Annotated in this window: 26 protein-coding genes and 3 pseudogenes; 6 read left to right on the top strand and 23 right to left on the bottom strand. The window is 31.4% G+C overall.

Annotated features, from left to right (window positions below):
• Positions 1–45: 45 nt before the first annotated feature.
• From D7D81_RS09950 to tnpB (D7D81_RS09940), 4 genes are all read right to left on the bottom strand, one after another.
• Entirely contained in the window at positions 46–1,017 is a 972-nt protein-coding gene (locus tag D7D81_RS09950) for a DUF3658 domain-containing protein (protein ID WP_125989613.1), read from the bottom strand.
• A gap of 202 nt (positions 1,018–1,219) precedes the next feature.
• Positions 1,220–1,723 carry a GNAT family N-acetyltransferase gene (locus D7D81_RS09945; RefSeq protein WP_125989611.1) on the bottom strand — a complete coding sequence of 168 codons (504 nt, stop codon included), beginning with the start codon at positions 1,721–1,723 and terminating at the stop codon, positions 1,220–1,222.
• Between the two features lie 126 nt (positions 1,724–1,849).
• On the bottom strand, positions 1,850–1,981 hold the full coding sequence (locus tag D7D81_RS20145) for a hypothetical protein (RefSeq protein ID WP_286169530.1): 132 nt from the start codon (positions 1,979–1,981) through the stop codon (positions 1,850–1,852).
• A 109-nt stretch (positions 1,982–2,090) separates the two neighbouring features.
• The gene (gene tnpB, locus D7D81_RS09940; RefSeq protein WP_125989609.1) at positions 2,091–2,237 is read right to left on the bottom strand and encodes an IS66 family insertion sequence element accessory protein TnpB; all 147 of its coding nucleotides are present in this window, start codon (positions 2,235–2,237) and stop codon (positions 2,091–2,093) included.
• Positions 2,238–2,248: 11 nt separating this feature from the next.
• Here tnpB (D7D81_RS09940) and D7D81_RS20140 point away from each other — a divergent pair.
• Positions 2,249–2,392 (top strand): annotated as a pseudogene (locus D7D81_RS20140) (transposase); the annotation flags it as partial.
• A gap of 230 nt (positions 2,393–2,622) precedes the next feature.
• On the opposite strand, the gene tnpC reads toward D7D81_RS20140, so the two are convergent.
• From tnpC to D7D81_RS20135, 14 genes and pseudogenes are all read right to left on the bottom strand, one after another.
• Positions 2,623–4,218: an IS66 family transposase gene (gene tnpC / locus D7D81_RS09935; protein ID WP_286169529.1), complete on the bottom strand. Its 1,596-nt coding sequence runs from the start codon at positions 4,216–4,218 to the stop codon at positions 2,623–2,625.
• Between the two features lie 98 nt (positions 4,219–4,316).
• Positions 4,317–4,673 carry an IS66 family insertion sequence element accessory protein TnpB gene (gene tnpB / locus D7D81_RS09930; RefSeq protein ID WP_125989607.1) on the bottom strand — a complete coding sequence of 119 codons (357 nt, stop codon included), beginning with the start codon at positions 4,671–4,673 and terminating at the stop codon, positions 4,317–4,319.
• The gene (gene tnpA, locus D7D81_RS09925; protein WP_125989605.1) at positions 4,667–4,987 is read right to left on the bottom strand and encodes an IS66 family insertion sequence element accessory protein TnpA; all 321 of its coding nucleotides are present in this window, start codon (positions 4,985–4,987) and stop codon (positions 4,667–4,669) included. Before tnpA ends, tnpB (D7D81_RS09930) begins: the two co-directional genes overlap by 7 nt.
• A gap of 25 nt (positions 4,988–5,012) precedes the next feature.
• Complete coding sequence (locus D7D81_RS09920; RefSeq protein WP_125989603.1) at positions 5,013–5,366, bottom strand: pyridoxamine 5'-phosphate oxidase family protein; 354 nt, start codon at positions 5,364–5,366, stop codon at positions 5,013–5,015.
• Between the two features lie 68 nt (positions 5,367–5,434).
• Complete coding sequence (locus D7D81_RS09915) at positions 5,435–6,073, bottom strand: type 1 glutamine amidotransferase family protein (RefSeq protein ID WP_125989601.1); 639 nt, start codon at positions 6,071–6,073, stop codon at positions 5,435–5,437.
• 605 nt (positions 6,074–6,678) lie between these two features.
• Complete coding sequence (locus tag D7D81_RS09905) at positions 6,679–7,014, bottom strand: HEPN domain-containing protein (RefSeq protein ID WP_205739159.1); 336 nt, start codon at positions 7,012–7,014, stop codon at positions 6,679–6,681.
• Positions 7,004–7,333, bottom strand: coding sequence for a nucleotidyltransferase domain-containing protein (locus D7D81_RS09900; RefSeq protein ID WP_164522202.1), 330 nt, complete (start codon positions 7,331–7,333; stop codon positions 7,004–7,006). The genes D7D81_RS09905 and D7D81_RS09900 overlap by 11 nt, the downstream gene beginning before the upstream one ends.
• 280 nt (positions 7,334–7,613) lie before the next feature.
• A complete protein-coding gene (locus D7D81_RS09895) occupies positions 7,614–7,961 on the bottom strand; it encodes a TIGR04076 family protein (protein ID WP_125989597.1) in 348 nt (115 codons plus the stop codon).
• Between the two features lie 280 nt (positions 7,962–8,241).
• Positions 8,242–8,346: pseudogene (locus D7D81_RS20275) on the bottom strand (DUF3795 domain-containing protein); the annotation flags it as partial.
• Complete coding sequence (locus D7D81_RS09885; RefSeq protein ID WP_125989595.1) at positions 8,339–8,710, bottom strand: MmcQ/YjbR family DNA-binding protein; 372 nt, start codon at positions 8,708–8,710, stop codon at positions 8,339–8,341. The pseudogene D7D81_RS20275 and the gene D7D81_RS09885, both read right to left, overlap by 8 nt.
• 126 nt (positions 8,711–8,836) lie before the next feature.
• Positions 8,837–8,995: a class I SAM-dependent methyltransferase gene (locus D7D81_RS20270; protein WP_205739158.1), complete on the bottom strand. Its 159-nt coding sequence runs from the start codon at positions 8,993–8,995 to the stop codon at positions 8,837–8,839.
• Between the two features lie 102 nt (positions 8,996–9,097).
• A complete protein-coding gene (locus D7D81_RS09875; RefSeq protein WP_125989593.1) occupies positions 9,098–9,865 on the bottom strand; it encodes a DUF6544 family protein in 768 nt (255 codons plus the stop codon).
• A 243-nt stretch (positions 9,866–10,108) separates the two neighbouring features.
• Positions 10,109–11,455 (bottom strand): MATE family efflux transporter, encoded by a 1,347-nt coding sequence (locus D7D81_RS09870; protein ID WP_125989591.1) that lies wholly within the window; start codon positions 11,453–11,455, stop codon positions 10,109–10,111.
• A 143-nt stretch (positions 11,456–11,598) separates the two neighbouring features.
• Positions 11,599–11,724, bottom strand: coding sequence for a hypothetical protein (locus tag D7D81_RS20135; RefSeq protein ID WP_269059913.1), 126 nt, complete (start codon positions 11,722–11,724; stop codon positions 11,599–11,601).
• A gap of 157 nt (positions 11,725–11,881) precedes the next feature.
• Between D7D81_RS20135 and D7D81_RS09865 the strand changes: the two genes are divergently transcribed.
• The 3 genes from D7D81_RS09865 to D7D81_RS09855 all read left to right on the top strand — a co-directional run bounded on the left by D7D81_RS09865 (position 11,882) and on the right by D7D81_RS09855 (position 12,992).
• Positions 11,882–12,265: a HEPN domain-containing protein gene (locus D7D81_RS09865; RefSeq protein ID WP_125989589.1), complete on the top strand. Its 384-nt coding sequence runs from the start codon at positions 11,882–11,884 to the stop codon at positions 12,263–12,265.
• A complete protein-coding gene (locus D7D81_RS09860; RefSeq protein ID WP_125989587.1) occupies positions 12,244–12,582 on the top strand; it encodes a nucleotidyltransferase domain-containing protein in 339 nt (112 codons plus the stop codon). The genes D7D81_RS09865 and D7D81_RS09860 overlap by 22 nt, the downstream gene beginning before the upstream one ends.
• Positions 12,583–12,773: 191 nt before the next feature.
• Positions 12,774–12,992 (top strand): AbrB/MazE/SpoVT family DNA-binding domain-containing protein, encoded by a 219-nt coding sequence (locus D7D81_RS09855; protein ID WP_125989585.1) that lies wholly within the window; start codon positions 12,774–12,776, stop codon positions 12,990–12,992.
• 253 nt (positions 12,993–13,245) lie between these two features.
• Here the strand turns inward: D7D81_RS09855 and D7D81_RS09850 are convergent, their stop codons facing one another.
• On the bottom strand, positions 13,246–13,878 hold the full coding sequence (locus D7D81_RS09850; protein WP_125989583.1) for a CatB-related O-acetyltransferase: 633 nt from the start codon (positions 13,876–13,878) through the stop codon (positions 13,246–13,248).
• 150 nt (positions 13,879–14,028) lie between these two features.
• Complete coding sequence (locus D7D81_RS09845) at positions 14,029–15,081, bottom strand: C45 family autoproteolytic acyltransferase/hydrolase (RefSeq protein ID WP_125989581.1); 1,053 nt, start codon at positions 15,079–15,081, stop codon at positions 14,029–14,031.
• Positions 15,082–15,312: 231 nt separating this feature from the next.
• Here D7D81_RS09845 and D7D81_RS09840 point away from each other — a divergent pair, with 231 nt between their 5' ends.
• Together D7D81_RS09840 and D7D81_RS09835 are read left to right on the top strand one after the other, a co-directional pair.
• On the top strand, positions 15,313–15,537 hold the full coding sequence (locus D7D81_RS09840) for an AbrB/MazE/SpoVT family DNA-binding domain-containing protein (RefSeq protein WP_125989579.1): 225 nt from the start codon (positions 15,313–15,315) through the stop codon (positions 15,535–15,537).
• A complete protein-coding gene (locus D7D81_RS09835; RefSeq protein WP_125989577.1) occupies positions 15,534–15,932 on the top strand; it encodes a type II toxin-antitoxin system death-on-curing family toxin in 399 nt (132 codons plus the stop codon). Before D7D81_RS09840 ends, D7D81_RS09835 begins: the two co-directional genes overlap by 4 nt.
• Positions 15,933–16,057: 125 nt before the next feature.
• On the opposite strand, the gene D7D81_RS09830 is transcribed toward D7D81_RS09835, so the two are convergent.
• From D7D81_RS09830 to D7D81_RS09820, 3 genes and pseudogenes are all read right to left on the bottom strand, one after another.
• Positions 16,058–16,663: a nitroreductase family protein gene (locus D7D81_RS09830; RefSeq protein WP_125989575.1), complete on the bottom strand. Its 606-nt coding sequence runs from the start codon at positions 16,661–16,663 to the stop codon at positions 16,058–16,060.
• Positions 16,664–16,896: 233 nt separating this feature from the next.
• Positions 16,897–17,262: pseudogene (locus tag D7D81_RS09825) on the bottom strand (NAD(P)-dependent oxidoreductase); the annotation flags it as partial.
• Positions 17,263–17,373: 111 nt separating this feature from the next.
• Positions 17,374–17,988 (bottom strand): nitroreductase family protein, encoded by a 615-nt coding sequence (locus D7D81_RS09820; protein WP_164522201.1) that lies wholly within the window; start codon positions 17,986–17,988, stop codon positions 17,374–17,376.
• Positions 17,989–18,059 lie beyond the last annotated feature (71 nt).

Below are 18,059 nucleotides of genomic sequence, written 5' to 3'. Positions count from 1 at the left end.
AAGGTTGCGTAAACAAATTGAAATTTGTTATGTTCCTATATATGCTTATAATTTGAGAGTACACTTTTTCAACACTCGATGATAGCTCGGCATATCTTTAGTACACGTAGTTACAACCTCAAGTTTTCCTTCATGAAGCATTTCTTCTATACGGAATGCTACCCATGAATCACTAATCCCAAGTTGGTATTTACCAAGTACTCGTCCAACAATCATTGCTTCCTGAAATTCTTCGCCTTCTACTGCGATTTCCTGAATAATAAAATCGTCATAAAGTTTTTCTGACGTACTAACCAACTGTCCATTCAGCATAGCTCGTAAAGGTGCGTTCTCTGCTTGAAGCTCCTTCCAATGAGATGCACAGCTTTGTATAAATACTGCTACCACAGACTTTTGCAAAGCAAGATACCGATGCCACTCTTCCGGAGCCACTTCACCCCAGCTATTTTTTCGTACAATATTTTCTTTATTGTCAACTTCCCATTCTGGGAGTTTGACGATAAAAACCTGTCCGCCATGCACTTTCCATTGATTCAACTGCCCCATGAACCAATAAAGTCCACACATTTCATCAGGCTGATTGCTGTACCAGATTCGAAGGACTTCTCCTGCTACTGCACGTTCCTGAACCATTTTTAGATCTTCATTTGCCCTGTTAAGTATTTCTTCTGCTGCCTGCTGCCCCTCATTATTCGGATAAACGCTGTATAAGTGTTCCAACGTCTGTTTGCGCTTGATACCGGGCTGATTTTCCGAAATATCTCCGATGCTTAACACCAAATTGAATCCATAGATGTCTGTTGTTTTACCACCCAAAGGGGTAGCACTCTCCCACGCCAAGCGTGCCTTTTCCTTTGCTTCTCGCCTGGCAGTTTCAACTTCCTCTTTGGTTGACTTGCTTCCATTAGTGTGACTAACGAAAACGCCAATACACCCATCTTGATATTTTCCTTTGCCATAGTGTTGTGCCACTTTAAGACTTCCACAAGCACTTTCGCTAAATACAATATTAATCATAATAGTTATCCTCCAAGTCTCGAATTTACTCGTCCGCTAGATAATATAGTAAACTCAAGATTTCAAGCTCAAATGAAATCTTTTAAAAATTTGTTTGGGCTTTTGCTTTCTTGCAATTGCGGAAATACTCCTGATTTGTTAGGCGACGTGCGGCAAGCCCTAGCTATAAACTATCAAAAGTTCTTCTTTATAATATTTATAGTTAATTCAGATATGCAACTTGAACAATCTGTTTTTCTCCATTTTTATCAAAGTATTTATAATTCTGCATACCAATCTTTTCAGCTACTTTCTGAGATGGAACATTTTTAATTGTTGTATATGAAAATATCTTAGGATAATTTAAGGTTTTAAAAGCATATTCTTTACAAGCCATAGCAGCCTCTGTTGCAAATCCTTTGTTACAATATTCCTTAATAATATGAAAACCTATCTCTGGTACAGTTTCATTTCCAATATTCTGCATTGTGATACCACAATCTCCAATAAAAACTTTACCCTTTTTTACTATAACTGCCCATAATCCATGCTGATATTTTTTATAATTTTCTATATTCCAGTAAATCCAGTTTTCTACTTCTTTTTCACTAAATGGGTGAGGATAATATACCATTGATTCTGGATCAGATAGGACTTTCATTAAATTAGTCTTATCTTCAGGGATTAATTCTCTTAAATATAATCTCTTAGTCTCAATAATCATTATAAATAATCACCTCATTACTAGTAATTTTTATACATATATATTTTACACCATATTAAATTTGTTTTTTAATGATGCATCCATAAGAAAGCCACATGTCGCCTAACAATAAACTTCACGTATTGTTCCTCAATACCAGTTTAATTTAGCTGTCAATTCTTCAATTTGTTGAGCTTGTATTGCAATTTTATCTTCTAAAGATAGCTCTTGATTTTCTTCTTTATTAACTTGTATAGTCGTTGATTTATCAGTAGTTTTCATAAGTTTATTATATCATTTTTAGGAGAAAAAAGATACTAAAATTAAGCGTAAAAGCTCTGATTTTACTCTGATTTTACAATGTTTTTGAGCCTTTTGTCTAAAGTTTGTTTTAGATGATTATTCTTTCTTTAACGGCAGGATGAGCACCTTTTTGATGAATAGATAAACCATCAAGTAACCACCTGAATTGTCTTTCATCAATCATTACTGTAGAGCCAGTAGTACCATCAGGCCATCTGAATCTACTTTTTTCCAGGCTTGGATGATATTGCTAGATCCACTGTTAATAAGTAGGTAAAGAACTTTAAAAATTCAGGATCATTTAAAGTTAAAGATAATAGAACCGATCAGGAAAAAGAATTAATTAAGTTACGCAAAGAAAATCAGCGTTTAAAAATGGAGAATGATATTTGCCCTAAAGGATAAGTTCCACTAAGACAATAAATTGTCAAGTAGTCACTTAAAAGCAAGCGGCGCTGATATCGTTCTTTGAGTAAAAAAGGCTGTCCCTATGACGTGCGCTCTCCATACTAAATAAAATCTATTTAATTGTTTTATAATACTCCCTTACAGCTTTATTATCTTTTATATGTAAGCGTCAAAACGTCCCCACCTGGAAAAATTGAGGACATTATGATAGGCTAATTCTTATGAGGAATCCTGCATTCTTCAGGAATAGATTGAGACCAGGGTAATAATTCATCCAATTCATCTATATTTTGTAGATCAATGTTGGGTAGTTTTTCAAAAAGGTATTTTAGATAAAAGAATGGTACCAGGTCATTAGCTTTTGCAGTCTCTATGATACTATAAGTAATTGCACTGGCTGTAGCTCCTTTTACTGACTTGGAAAATAGGAAGTTCTTTCTCCCAATAACAAAGGGCTTGATTGCTCTTTCTGCCCGATTATTACTGATCTCTAGTCTACCATCCAGGAGAAAGGCTTTTAGTTTTGGCCATTGATTGAGACAATATTTAATAGCTTTGCTGAGACCACTTTTAGGTAAAGTCTGTTGTTCCTTGATTTTTAGCCATGACAAAAAGGCCTCCAGAACTGGTTTGCTTTGTTCAAGGCGTTTTTGATATCTTTCTTCAGCTGATAAGTCTTTTAAGTCCCGTTCAATCTGGAAGAGTCGATTGCAGAAATTTAGACCTTCCTCAGCATTAGTTTTCGATTGAACAGAGCCTTTAGGTAATGACTTCAAAGCATCTGTGAAACCACGTCTAGCATGAGCGAAACATCCGAGCTGGGTGACGTCCTGAACACTATTGTATCCAGCATAGCCATCGGTTTGAAGAAACCCACTGAATCCAGTTAAGAATTTCTTGGGATGTTCATTAGCCCTGGAAGGTTGATATTCATATAAGTAGATCGGTGGACTGGAAACTCCAGTAGCATAGAGCCACATATATGATTTGCTTTTAGCTGCTTTACCTTTTTCAGATAAAACCTGAAGTGTAGTTTCATCAGCATGTACGATATCTTCTTTTAATAAATATTCATATATTCTATCATATAGATAGTTAAGCCAGTTATTAGCTCCATGGATTACCCAGTTAGCCAGATTTTGACGGGATAGCTCAATGCCAAAATTCTTAAATTGTTTCTCCTGTCTGTAAAGAGGTACTGCTTGAGAATATTTGGTATCCATGATATATGCCAGTAACGATGGAGAGAGAAAACTCCCTTTTAAAACTGGATTAGGCATAGGAGCAGTAATTACTGGAGTTGTGATATTTTCCTTTTCGCAATTTCTACAGGCATAAACATCACGAACATGTTCAACAACCTTAACCTGAGCAGGAATAATCTTTAATTCTTTTCTAATTTCCTTACTCATCACATGAAGTTGCTTACCACATTGCGGACAGATCTGCTCAGCTTCATCTAGATGATATTCAATGACTTCGACTGGGAGATCTTCGAAGGATTTTTTCTTTTTGTTTTTGCCCTTACGTCTTTTATATGTAATCTCCTCAAGTTCGGGTTCTTTGAGACTGACCTTAGCTTCCTGTTCAGCCTCATTGAAAATTGATAACTGATTAGAATTAAATTTTTCACTAGAAGCACCAAATCGCCTTTGTTGGTTTAAGCGAAATTGTTCCTCATACCAGTTTAATTTAGCTGTCAATTCTTCAATTTGTTGAGCCTGTATTGCAATTTTATCTTCTAAAGATAGCTTTTGATTTTCTTCTTTATTAACTTGTATAGTCGTTGATTTATCAGTAGTTTTCATAAGTTTATTATATCATTTTTAGGAGAAAAAAGATACTAAAATTAAGCGTAAAAGCTCTGATTTTACAATGTTTTTGAGCCTTTTGTCTAAAGTTTGTTTTAGATGATTATTCTTTCTTTAACGGCAGGATGAGCACCTTTTTGATGAATAGATAAACCATCAAGTAACCACCTGAATTGTCTTTCATCAATCATTACTGTAGAGCCAGTAGTACCATCAGGCCATCTGAATCTGCTTTTTTCCAGGCGTTTGTAGTGTAACCAGAAACCATCATTATCCCATTCCAAAATCTTGAGCTTGTCCTGCTTTCTGTTACAGAAGACAAAGAGGTCATGAGAAAAGGGATTGAGCTTAAAGCTCTCCTGAACTATTAAGGATAGGCCATTGATTGATTTCCTAAGATCAGTAGGCCCTAGGGATAAATATACTTTATTGATATGATGCTGATTTAACATTGTTCTTTAAGAATCCTGACAAGAGTTTCAAAAGTATTAGAATCAAAACCTGGAACGACCTCTATGATCGCCTGACCTATAGTTACTTTTATGATTTTAGTTTCATTATCTTTATTTTCTGCTGGGGCAGGAAATACAGCTGTCCATTTGGTTTGATTGGATTCTTGTTCTTTCTTTTCCTTGTTAAATTTATGAGTATAGTATCTTAGAGAATTAATGCTTACGCCATTCTCTTCACACCATTTGGCAGCAGTTAGGCCACTTGCTTTGTAATCCTGGATTCTTTTTATCCAAATTTCACGTTTGTTATTCATTTTAAGATAACCTCCTTCAGGGAGATTATCTCATAGATTTCGGCTGTAAGGAATGTGGGTTATATTTGACGCTTACTTTTATATAAAGAAATTCTCTTAAACTTTTATTTCCTTCATATTTCCATAAAGTGATTAATTTAGGTTCTACTTTTATTAATACATTATCTTCTATATGTGAATATGCTTCATATGAACCATAATGTTTTTCTTTATATAAATCTAAAAACTCTTTGTTTTTTTCATTTAATATATGCCCTTTTTTTAAAGCTATTCCTTCAATCTGAATATTATCAACACAAAGTGCTACATTAGGGTTTTTTTCTAATTGTTTAAATTTCAAAAATCTTTTATCAGTTTGAAAAAAAATATCTAAACCCATATTTACACAACTCATTGATCTAGCTGAAACCCTATCATTTGCTATTCCAAGTTATTAGTGAATATAAATTATTTCAATGTTTCCATTAAACTGTAAAAATATTTAGGTTGTTTAGTTTTATATAATTGATACCATGCTTCTAATGTATCCTTTTTCATTACATTTATCTTTTTAAATATTTCGTATGAGAATTCCAACGGAGCAAGTCCTGTGGCAGTTATTAAATTATCATCTACCACTGTTGGAGCATTTATATAATGAGAACTCCCTTTATAATTAGGGCTAAACATTTTCAGAAAATCCTTATCATTACTTGTGTGCTTTCTATTATCTAATAAGCCAATTTGAGCTAATGCTACTGTAGCACCACAAATTGCTGCAATTATGACTTTCCTATTAATCACATCTGACACTATATTTAATATTTCCTTGTTTTTATCATCCATCCAAGTATCTGCTCCAGGAAGGATAAGTATATCTCCTTCCTGGAATTCGATATTATTAATATCCTTATCAGGTGTAATAATTATTCCACCCATTGTTTTTATGGGTTTTAAAGTGTTTCCAATCATAATAAGTTCTGTTTTTTTATTTTTATTAAAATATCGACGACTATTTAATTCCGCAGTTAAGAATGCTATTTCCCAATCAGATAGAGTATCCAGAACATATATATAACAATTTTCATAAATTAATTTGTTTTTCATTCCCTCTCCTCCATTATTTGTAACGATTTTTGTTTATACATTAAATATATCATGTTAAATCCGACTACAGTATGTCATGTTTATAAAAGTATTTCGTCTAACAATAGTCTCCAAGTATCGTTCCACTTAATAATTTTTTAGCCAATTTATCAGCCTCCTCTTTAAAATTTAATTACAGTTTATAATTTAATATGAGACTAATTACTTTAAATTGTCAAGTTATTTTTGAATCTATTTTACTTTTTTTAAAGCAGAAGATATAATATTAAAGAGGTGAATTTATAATGAGTATCAAAGGCGAAATAAAGGCAATGATAGTTAAATCTGGGTGGACAGGCAAAAGAGTTGAATAAAAGACATAATACTAATAAAACACTGCAAAATCTAAGTAATAAGATTAGACAGGAAACTATTAATACAGTGAAGTAAAGGAAATTGCAGATATTCTTGGTTATGAAATAAAGTGGATCAAAAACGATTAAACCCTGGATCATGAGATGCCAGGGTGCAAGCTACTAATATTATTTTTTAAATCTATCCTATACATAATTTATCCTAATCAGCTATCTTAGCCAAAACAAAAGTTTTTATCTTTTCAGCATCTTTTATAGCCAATTTAAATCTTCTTCTTCGATATCAATATGAAAGGGATATCTCACCTGAACTCCATAATCAGTTAGATTTATACATTCATCTATAATATTCTTAAATAAAGCATCATATTTCTGACATTCCTTATTTAAGAATATTAAGTCGTGTGTTTTTTTAATTTGACCTCCATGAAAAGCCAGAAATCCTTTTAAATATTTCTCTACAGATTGCTGGCAATGATATGCCATTATCTCTAGGGGTTTGGGCTTCATTTTAAGTAAGAAAACAGCTGATTGTAAATCATAATCAGCTAATTCAAACCATTCCTGAGCTATTTCCCTATTGTCCATAGACTTTAACCCCTTCATTTTTTATCTTAAACTCCAGAGTTGAAGCGATATTTGCTCTATCATAGAAGTCATTCTGATCATAGACCAGAAGATCTACCGGTCTTGAAGTAAGAGGTATAATTGCTTTTCTGGCCTTTCTCATTAGATCTAGTTTGCGTTTACCGTTTAGTTTAGAAAGAATACATAAATCTATATCACTGTCTTCATTTGGTATTCCATAAGCATGTGAACCAAATAAGATTATTTCTTCAGCAGCTATTTCCTGACTGATTTTCTTGATTAAATTATCAATATCTATACTTATTTTCTGATTAGCCACAGCTATTACCTCCTTACCTTTGTCCTTTATACTTCTATTATATCAATAAAAGCTGTAGATATAAACATTAAAATGCAACATTTTCCTAGCTTTTTATCTGCTAATGTTCCTCAAATTATTTTTTTATTTAAAATAGAAAACAAAACCATATTTTCAACTAGATATATCAATCAATAGCTCCCCGAAGTAGGGGCCTAATATATTATTGATATACCTCATCAATCAACCTATCAAATGAATATTTCGACTTATCTTCAACTGAATACAATAAAAATTAAAGCTAATCGAAAAACTTTCCCTTATAAAAATTCTCATTCCCAAGTTTCTTTGCCGTCAGCCTGAATATAACGCAACCATCTGGACATACAATATCTTTGCTATATTTGCTAGTTCCGCCAATATTCTCTAAATCTCCACCACTTCTGACAACCTCCATGATTGGAAACATAATCATCATTGCTTTGGAGCAAATACCCTGTCCATTTGCATTTACAGGACAGCCATAGGTGCAGGTATACTTATCCCCGACTTCCTCGCCATTTCGGCAATACCGCTCTGTGTGGTCACCACGCAGAAACCCTATTACCTCGATTTCCCATTCATATTCCTCATCATACCATTTTTTCACGATAAACCTCCAACTTCAAATTTGTCTTCTCATTGTTTATAAATAATCTTTACTAAATTAATAGCTATTTTGATAACTTTAACTACATTTTATAGACCCTAATTCTATACTCTGAAATTATATCATCTTACAGCGTCACGGTAGAATTACCAGTTGCCCAGTCACCCCCGCTCAGATCCCAGCGTGCGGAACTACCACACCGGGCTCCTCAAGAATACTCACTTCCGTAATCAGACAAATAAGGCCTTTAAAGTTGTACGGGCCTTAATGAATTACTTTAACTTTCACCCCAAAAAAGCTTTTTAATGCTAATACAACCTTTACAATCCATTTCTTCTCTATAACTACACTCACTACACAAAATTCCACATCTCGATTCAATCATTTTTATCACCATTCCTTATTTCTTTTTGCATTTTCTTGCTTAATTTATTAAAAACCAATTCATATGATTGATTAATCATATCCTTTATAACTTCATCTGGTACTTCACCTTCTAAATACACAGAATTCCAATGAACCTTATTCATATAATAGCCGGGTATGATATCTTCATACTGAATACGTAATTCCTCGCCAAATGATGGTTCACATTTTAATGTGATTATCTCTTTACCAGTCTTATCAGTACATATAGCAGCAATCATCTTACCATTTATCAGGTACCTATCCCATTCCCATTCTTCTTTGTAATCTTTATTAACACCTAATTTTGATAATAAATATTCATCCAACCATTCATAATTCATGCTCATCCCCACCTTTTTCTCATTTGTTTTGCTCAGCTGACACTTTTACATACGTCCCTGAGATTCGCGACGTCTCCAATAATGCTCCTATTCTCAGATAAATTATAAATCTAACATAAGTCAGTATTAGTAGGAGAGCTTACATGATGTAAAAACATATTTGCAAAAACGTAATCGAAAAACGTAATCGACTGATTCATCTTCTATAGGCAACTCTTCAAATTTTCCCCCTCGACATTCGATATCTCCTTTATCTCCAAACTTATCTCTAATTATATTAAGCATCTTAACAGATTGATCTACAGCTATAACTTTTACTCCTTTTTATATTAGGATAAACTAGAGGGGGTAATGACTCTATAAAGGGTAAAGATATTATTTCATTTTTCAAACATTACTATTATCAAAATTTATTTCAGTAATATTACCATCAAAATATACCAGGTCGTTCTTACTTAAATTCCATATTCCTTTCATTCTGCCTGGAACTCTGATACCATTTTTTTCTATATAATTTTCTACTTTAGCTGTCCATCTCTCTTTTTCTATTAACCCATTACCCTTATCCATATAACGATCATTTGTCTCAAACTTAATAAATTCGCCTTTATCATTAAAACTAAAGATTCCTTCAACCTTTATTCCACCATAATTCATAATTGCTTTTGCCTTATTACTGTCTATTTCTTCCCATTTAATATAATCTTGTAGTGCAACATTAGGGACAATAAGTGCCTCAGCTAAAAAAGTAACTAAAGCAGACTGATCCATCTTAGGTCCTGTTACATCAAATAGAGTTATTATTTTCATCAGTTTCCCAATCATAGAACCTTTCCCATTTTGATATTTATCTCTACCCTCAAATGGAATTATTCCCATAACTTTTGAACTCAGGTACGCTATTCGTGCAGGTTCAGAAACAAAATTATACTGTTCTGATCTTAATTTTAACTGTTTACCGTTACTTATAAAGTCAACGTCCTCGAAAACAATTTTAGCATTTGACATCTTCTTTTTACCTATATAACCACAATATCTAAAATACCTCTGTACAGGAGCTGGTAGTGATACAATATCATCTTTTGTAAAAGGCTGATTATTTAAAACTGTCTTCTCAAGTTCGGATTTTACTTCTGAACTATATAATTTTTTCATAAAAAGATAATCTCCCTTCATTACCAAAAATGCACTTAATATAACTATTAATATTAATGCAATTATAAGATAAATTTTTTTAGAAATATTTATTTTTAACACCCTTTCAAACTAAAGATTTTTGATTCTTTCCCTGTTTTGTTCCTATATTATTTTAAAATCTCATTCCCATTAGATTTTATTCTTGCTTTGCTAGATAATTCAAAGCAACCCTATGTTCAAACCTTCTGTAACTTAAAAAAACTAGAAAGTATCAGATTTAATACGAGAAATAATCTCTTTATCTTTCCAAGTACCCTTAAAAAATCTTCCTGTAAGACAAATTCCTCTAAATAACCAATCAATAGTCATTGCAACCCAGATACCAAATACGCCAAGTCCAAAGGTATTTCCCAAAATATAACTAAACCCAATTCGCCAGGTCCACATAGATATAATCGCAATAATCATTGTAAATTTCACATCATTTGCAGCTCTTAATGTATTTGGTAAGGTAAAGGATAATGGCCAAATAAAGATACAGCAAATACTATAATATCGTATGATTTGTATCGTAAGGTTTGTAGTTTCATCACTTAACTTATATATACTGACAATTGCAGGGACAAAAATAATAATAAAACAATTTATAATAGCAAGAGCTGCAAAAGTTATTTTCATAATCTTTTTTGTATAGTAGACTGCCTGTTTATAATCATTAGCACCAACACATTGACCGATAATTGTAATTAAAGAAAGTCCTGTAGCCATACCTGGTATAACTGCAAATCCAGCAATTGTATTAGATACTGCATTAGCAGCGATAGCTACAGTACCAAAGCTGGCAACTAGACTCATGACTAATATTTTTCCTACCTGAAACATACTATTCTCTAAACTATTGGGTATGCCAATCTGCAAAATTTGTTTAATAATTTGAAAATCAAATTTCAAACAAAAGCTTTCAATATAGATATCATAAATAGGTATCCGGATAAGTACAAGCATAATAATAGCTGCTACAATGCGGGATATTAATGTAGCAATACCGACCCCCTCGACTCCCATACCAAAGCCATAAATCAATATAGCATTACCAAAGATATTTATGATGTTCATACATAAGGAGGTAAACATAGATATTCTAGAGTTTCCCATTGCACGAAATAGTGCTGCAGAACTATTATAGACACTTAAAAAGGGATATGACAATGAAGAAAGGAAGAAGTATATCTGGGCATTTTTCATGATCGCAGAATCAACCTGCCCAAAGATCACATTCAGAATAATTTTATTACCAATTAAAGCAAAAAACATAATACCGATAGATATAGTTCCTGAGACTAATAAAAGTTGGTTTGCAGAAATACAGGCCGTTTTCCGGTCTTTTTTACCTAGATATTGTGCTGATATAACAGCCCCACCAGTAGCTAAAGCTGCAAATATATTAATCAATAAAATATTAATTGTATCTACAAGAGACACTCCTGAAACAGCAATTTCTCCTGCACCTGATATCATAATAATATCTGCCATACCTACAGTTACAGCTAAAAATTGTTCTATCACCAATGGTATAATTAACCATTTTAAGTCTTTGTCAGAAAACATAGGATTCAAAGTTAGGTCACTTCTTTCTTGATTAAATAGTATAAATTATATTTGTTTTGAAATAAAGCAGAATATAACCATTATAATACTATTTTTAAAGAAAGAAAAGATTTAAATTTTATCCAGATATTATTTATAATAATTTATAATATTCCTACTCTTTGCAAAACATATTTCTTTCTGAATTCCTCCGCTCTGTTTGTTAATTCAAGAATAAGCTTATTTAATTCCTTATCATTTTTATTATCAATTACCTTATCAATCTGCAAAATAAATTCCTGCTCCTGATTTGTTATCTGATGTAGCCCGTTTACACTTATTTCTTTTGGTTATAATATATAACAAACCTTAATAATTAGCAAATAATTCACATTTGTCTCTTTTCATGTTATAATTAAATTAACAATAAGCAAGGGACTGAGTCTCATGTCTAACGAAAACTATTGGACCGACATTGCAAAATATGATCTGGAAACAGCTGAAGCAATGCTTAAATCAAAAAGATATCTATATGTTGGTTTCATGTGCCACCAAACAATAGAAAAAATGTTAAAAGCTATTTACTCATACAAAATTCAAGAAATGCCACCCCGTATTCATAATCTAGCTAGATTAGTAAAATTAACAAAATTGGATAATGAAATTTCTGAAGAACTTCTAAATATAATTCATGAATTAAATCCACTTAATATTGCCACTAGATATCCCGATCAAGAACTTGAAGTATTAAAAAATTTGGATTACAAATATTCCTCTGAACTTCTTGGTAAGACAAGGAGGTTATTCAAATGGCTAGAAACAAAGCTATGACTAAAAACAAAATAAATGAGTATATAAAGACCTTAGAAAAACATATAACAGTAAGTAAAGTAGTTCTTTATGGTTCATGGGCAAATGGAAGCCCTGATGAATATAGTGACATAGACTTAGCTGTATTTTCTCCTGACTTTGGAAAACACAAACTTAAAGAATTGCAATTACTATCTAAATTAACCTGGAACATTGATGAGTCAATTGAAGCTATTCCATACTCTACTGATCAGCTTAACAACAGCGATCCTACTAATTTAGCTAATAATATAATGAAAAACGGTGAAATAATTTATGATAAAACTTCAAGACATTAATTTGTTGCGAAGTTTATTTTTTTACCCACATTATAATTGCTCTTTTTCTTCTTTATTTCTACCCAACTAGCTATTTCAGATAACGTGATGCGTATTTACAACGTTTCTAGGCCTTAGTGCGACCGCACTTAGGTTTTTTTCTCCTTTTTGCATATTAATACAAATGTTATAATATTAATGAGGTGATATTTATGAAATCTATTAAGTTGCGTAAAGTTGGAAATAGTTTCAGTTTTACTGTTCCAAAAGAACTTGTTGAAAAATATAATCTTAAAGAAGGCGAAGAATTACATCTTATAGAAAATAATGATGGTTTTACTTTAACACCGTTTAATCCTGAAAAATGGGCTAATGCTTTTGACAAAACTAATAACAAATATAGAAACACATTAAAGGAATTATCTAAATGAAAAATATAATTTTTGTTCCCAAAACGTTAATTTTATCTATCAACCCCCTTATCGGACTTGTATCGACAAGAAAGCTCCCATGCTAGGCGCACAAGAAAAGCCATAATGAAATTAATTTCATCATGGCTTTTTTCGTTAATATTCTGATTCAAACTTAAAAAAATCTAATTTCATCCTTTCTTTAAAGCAGGATAACCTCATGCTCCTACTTAAGAACCCTTCTCCATACCTTACCCCTTCAATGGGAAATTATTTAAAAATGTAACTTATCAACTTCTCCATTCATAATATAGGGTAAAAATTGTTCTATCTTATCAAAAGACCAATTCCACCATTGTATCTGCTGTAATTTATTAATTGTTTCCTCATCAAAACGCTTTTTGATTTCTTTCGCAGGAACACCCCCAACAACTGTATATGGAGGAATATCCTTTGTTACAACTGCTCGTGTTCCTATAATTGCACCATCCCCAATATGAACACCGGATAAGATAACTGCTTCATATCCTATCCAAACATCATTACCAATTACAATGTCGCCCTTATTATCCCATGCAGACTTAACATGCTTTTTATTTAAATTCCATTCTTCAAAGAATAATGGAAATGGATAAGTTGAAAGTGATTTAAGAGTGTGATTAGCACTTGTAAAAAGGAACTTTGCTCCACACGCTATGGAACAAAACTTGCCAATAATCAATCTATCTTTATTGATGGGATAATGATATAACACATTATTCTTTTCGAATTGCGTAGGGTCAGACACAAAATCATTATACATAGTATAATCGCCAACTATAATATTGGGATTTGTAATTGTACCTTTCAAATATATTGTTTCAAAGTCATTGGTCCGTGGGTATATTTTTCCATCTGGAATAGTCATAAAAATCCTCCTAAGTTTTATTTTTTAATAAACTATTCCAGTAATTACAATGCACTTTTTCACATTATCACCATCCTTCAATTATATAAATAATCTTTATTGCACATTTTATCTTTAATACCATCTAAAGGGATATATTAAATTAAATATTTAGGCGGCGCCGTTTTTTATATCTTTCAACAACCTTTTATCCTCTTTAAATTTTGCTCTTAGAGGATTACCTTCTGCTATATATATATTTAGATTTTTAATATCAAATATTGATGACCAAATAGTATCAAAATCTAATTTTTTATCATACTGACACATAAAACCATATTCACCGCTCAATATATTCTTTGCATGTTTAACTCCATCAATATAGTCCATATCCCTTAAAGCATTATATGCTGTTTTATACCTGGTTTCAGATCGATATATATTATAATTACTTGCATTATGTTTCCTCATCTTTCTTGAAGTAAAATGGTTTACTGTTATTATAAAGCTTTCACCATCTTTATTTTTTTCCGGATATCTTATATTCAGTTCAAGGGGATTAGATTCTACTACTACCATTTTTTCATTTCTATCTGCCAAAAGTATATTACAACTCGAAGCTATCGGTAGTCTTTTCAAAACATCAATACCTTCATCTATTGTTTTACACTTTTCCAATATATAACGAACCAAAAAAACAGAATTAAAGCCTGGTTTAATCTCATCTAATTTAGGCTTGACGAAAGTCATTGCAACAGCCAATCCATGATTATTTATACCTTCCTCACCATTTATAAAAGAAGATGTATTCATAATAAATTCATTTCCATTTTCCGGTCTATAATATATACTCTTACTTATCTTTCTTAAAAATGGCGGAAGATCACTATTTCTTGCATAATAAATATCTCCATTATACATAAAGCTAAATGCCGTACATCCTTTAACTTCCACGGAATTTCCATCATCAATATCAAGACAACATCCCATACACATAATCCAAGCAGTAAATAATTCATTATTATAATCTATTACATCTGTAATTCCTTTAATCTCAGCTGCTGCTTCAGGAAAATACTGTTTTAGTAGTTTCCCACTTTCTTTACCAAATTCAATTTGAAATGAATCAAGATTAATAGGAAACTTAATATTATATTTTTTGAATACATTTCCCATCTTTTTTCCCATTTCATAATGTCTGCCTTTTAATCTTGGATGATACATTATTATTCCCTCCTAGCATTTATGGAGAGTATAATACAAAAAAATTTTATTGTCAATAAAGATTACCTTACTGTTGTAATATTTTCAATACCTTTTTATTTGATCAATATTATATTTTACAGAAGAAATCGATACATCTTTAATAAAATCCTGTTATTTATTCATATACTTCTTTTTTCCTTCTTGCATATTATGTAATACAAATGTTATAATATTATTGAGGTGATAAATGTGAAATCCATAAAATTACGTAAGGTCGGAAATAGTTTTGGGTTTACTGTTCCAAAAGAACTTATTGAAAAATATAATCTTAAAGAAGGCGAAGAACTACATGTTATAGAAAAAAACGATGGCTTTACTTTAACTCCATACAATCCTGAATTTGAAATATGGGCTGATGCTTTTAACAAAACTAACAAAAAATATAAAAATACTTTAAAGGAATTGTCAAAATGAAAAACATAATATTTATTCCAAAAGAACTAATACTATATTTCTATGATCAACTTATTCAAATCTATGGTGGTACTTATGGAATTCGAGATGAAAAATTACTAGACTCTGCACTTGAACAAGCTAAAGCAACTTATGATGGTGATTATTTACACGATACCTTAATGAAAATGGCTGCAGCATACGGCTTTCATTTATGTAATAATCATCCATTCATAGATGGCAATAAAAGAATCGCCCTTGTAGCTATGGATATTTTCCTACAAAGAAATGGTTTTGAAATTGTTGCTTCAGAAAAAGAAACCTACAAAATAATGATTCAACTATCATCAGGTACACTATCAAAGAATGAGTTAACTACCTGGCTTGAAAATAATACATCTCCTTTATCAGATTAAACTTCTGGAATAAAGATCTCCAGAGGTTTTATTTGTTTTTAACAGTCTTTATCACATTCAGACAAATGTCAAATAATTATAGACTTCACGTATTGCACTAACAACTCTTTTAATAATCCTTTATTTTATTTAACCCATTTATTATAAAAGACCCTTTCTTTCTTGTTATATTTGCCTTTCTTTTTTGGTGTTTCATCGGAATACCCTATCGGGACTAGCACTTGACATGTAATATGATCAGGTAAATCTAATATTTTATTTATTTTTTCAATATCCATATAATCTACAAGACAACCTCTTAAATTATGAGAACCTGCAGTCAATATTATATGCTGAGCTGCAATATATACAGGAGTAGAGTGAAGTAATGTCTTACATACTTTACGATCTTTATGTTCTCTAAGATAATTAACTATTTCATCATTATATCTCAACTTATTACCTACGACCCCATAATTATCATCACTTTGATCTCCTATATCAAAACTAATATCTACACAGCATACAAATATTACTGGTGCTTCTGCAATCCATTCCGCCCATAAAGTCGCTTTTGCTAATTTATTCTTAATATTATTATCATTTATAACGCCAAAATAATAACTGTTAACATCTGTTTCAGGTGCAAGACTTGCACTCTCCAATAGGTCGTTAATTATGTCAGGACTAATCTCAATATTTTTAAACTTTCTAACAGATCTTCTCCTTTTTATTACTTCTGATAACTCCATGAATTTGTCCTTCTTTCTTTTTTACAGTAAGCAAAGTAATCCTAATGAATATAGTGATATTGATATAGCAGTTTTCTCCTAATTTTGGGAAACATAAACTTACAGAATTACAATTGTTATCTAAGTTAGCGTGGAATATTACATTAATTTGCTGCAAAGTTCTTTTTTTGCCCATCAGCTAAATGAATGACATCCATTAAAAATAATCACTCTAAACAATTGCTTTTTAGTGGTTATTCAATAAGATTTATAACATTTTGTGGACTCCCTGCCAGGTATTTTTCAATATTATCAAATACTATAGCTGCCCTTTTTACAAAAGACTCCTCTGTTGCAAAAGCTGCATGTGGGGTCAATATTGTATTTTTCGAATTTAATAAAGGATGTCTTTCAGGTATAGGTGGTTCCATTTCAAATACATCTATACCCGCCCCAGCTATCTTCTGATTATTTAAGACATCAGCTAAAGCCTTACTATCTACAACAGGCCCCCTGGATGTATTAATTAAAATTGCACTTTCCTTCATTAAAGATAGCTTTTCTCTATCTATTAAATTTCTAGTAGATTCTACTAAAGGTACATGCAGACTAACAATATCACTTTTTTTAAAATAAAAGTAGCAGCTTTCTTGCAATTGTGGAAATACTCCTGTTTGTTATGTGAGGTTGTGCATGGATTTTTAATCATAAATTTTAAACAAATATTTTATTTACCATTTGTTTATATGCAATTTTGTTTCTATGTCAACTTCTTTCTGTGGAATAATTTTAGCATTTTCAGATTTATATCCAAATGGAATTATAGCGGCAACTTCTAATTTATTTGGTATATTTAGAATCTTTTTCACAGCCATTGTATTTTTAGGTATAAAAGTAACCCCAAAAACATTATTATATGCTAAAGTTAACAATATATTTTCTATACAGCACCAAACTGATGCTAGTCCATTAAGATCATATATTTTTTTGCTTTCTATTATTGTTGTCTTAGGCTTATAAACAACAACTAGTACTTCTGGAGCCTCTAATAACATTCTTTTTTGCTTTGGAATTGCATCTAGATACATTTCTTTGCTTAGACTATCATAATTATCAAAAGTTTGTTTTAATTCATCTGTTACTTCTTCGACCATTTGCTCAGTTTGAGTTAGTGCATATCTTACATTTTGTTTTTTAACTAAGATAAAATCCCATTGTTTTAAATGATTGTAACTTGGTGCTTTAAGGCCAGACTGTAAAGAACTAAATATTACTTCATCTGAAACTTTTTTATCCGAAAAATCCCTAATTGTTCTTCTTTTATTTATTACTTCTGTAAATTCCATTATTCTTTCTCCCTCTTTTTTCGAATATAGTATTCTACATACAATACACAATGTCATATAACGAACCAAGT

Source organism: Halocella sp. SP3-1 (assembly GCF_003953885.1).
Taxonomy (GTDB): domain Bacteria; phylum Bacillota; class Halanaerobiia; order Halanaerobiales; family DTU029; genus Iocasia; species Iocasia fonsfrigidae.
The sequence above is the reverse complement of the archived record's forward strand: the minus strand, read 5'-3'. Positions and strand labels throughout refer to the sequence as shown.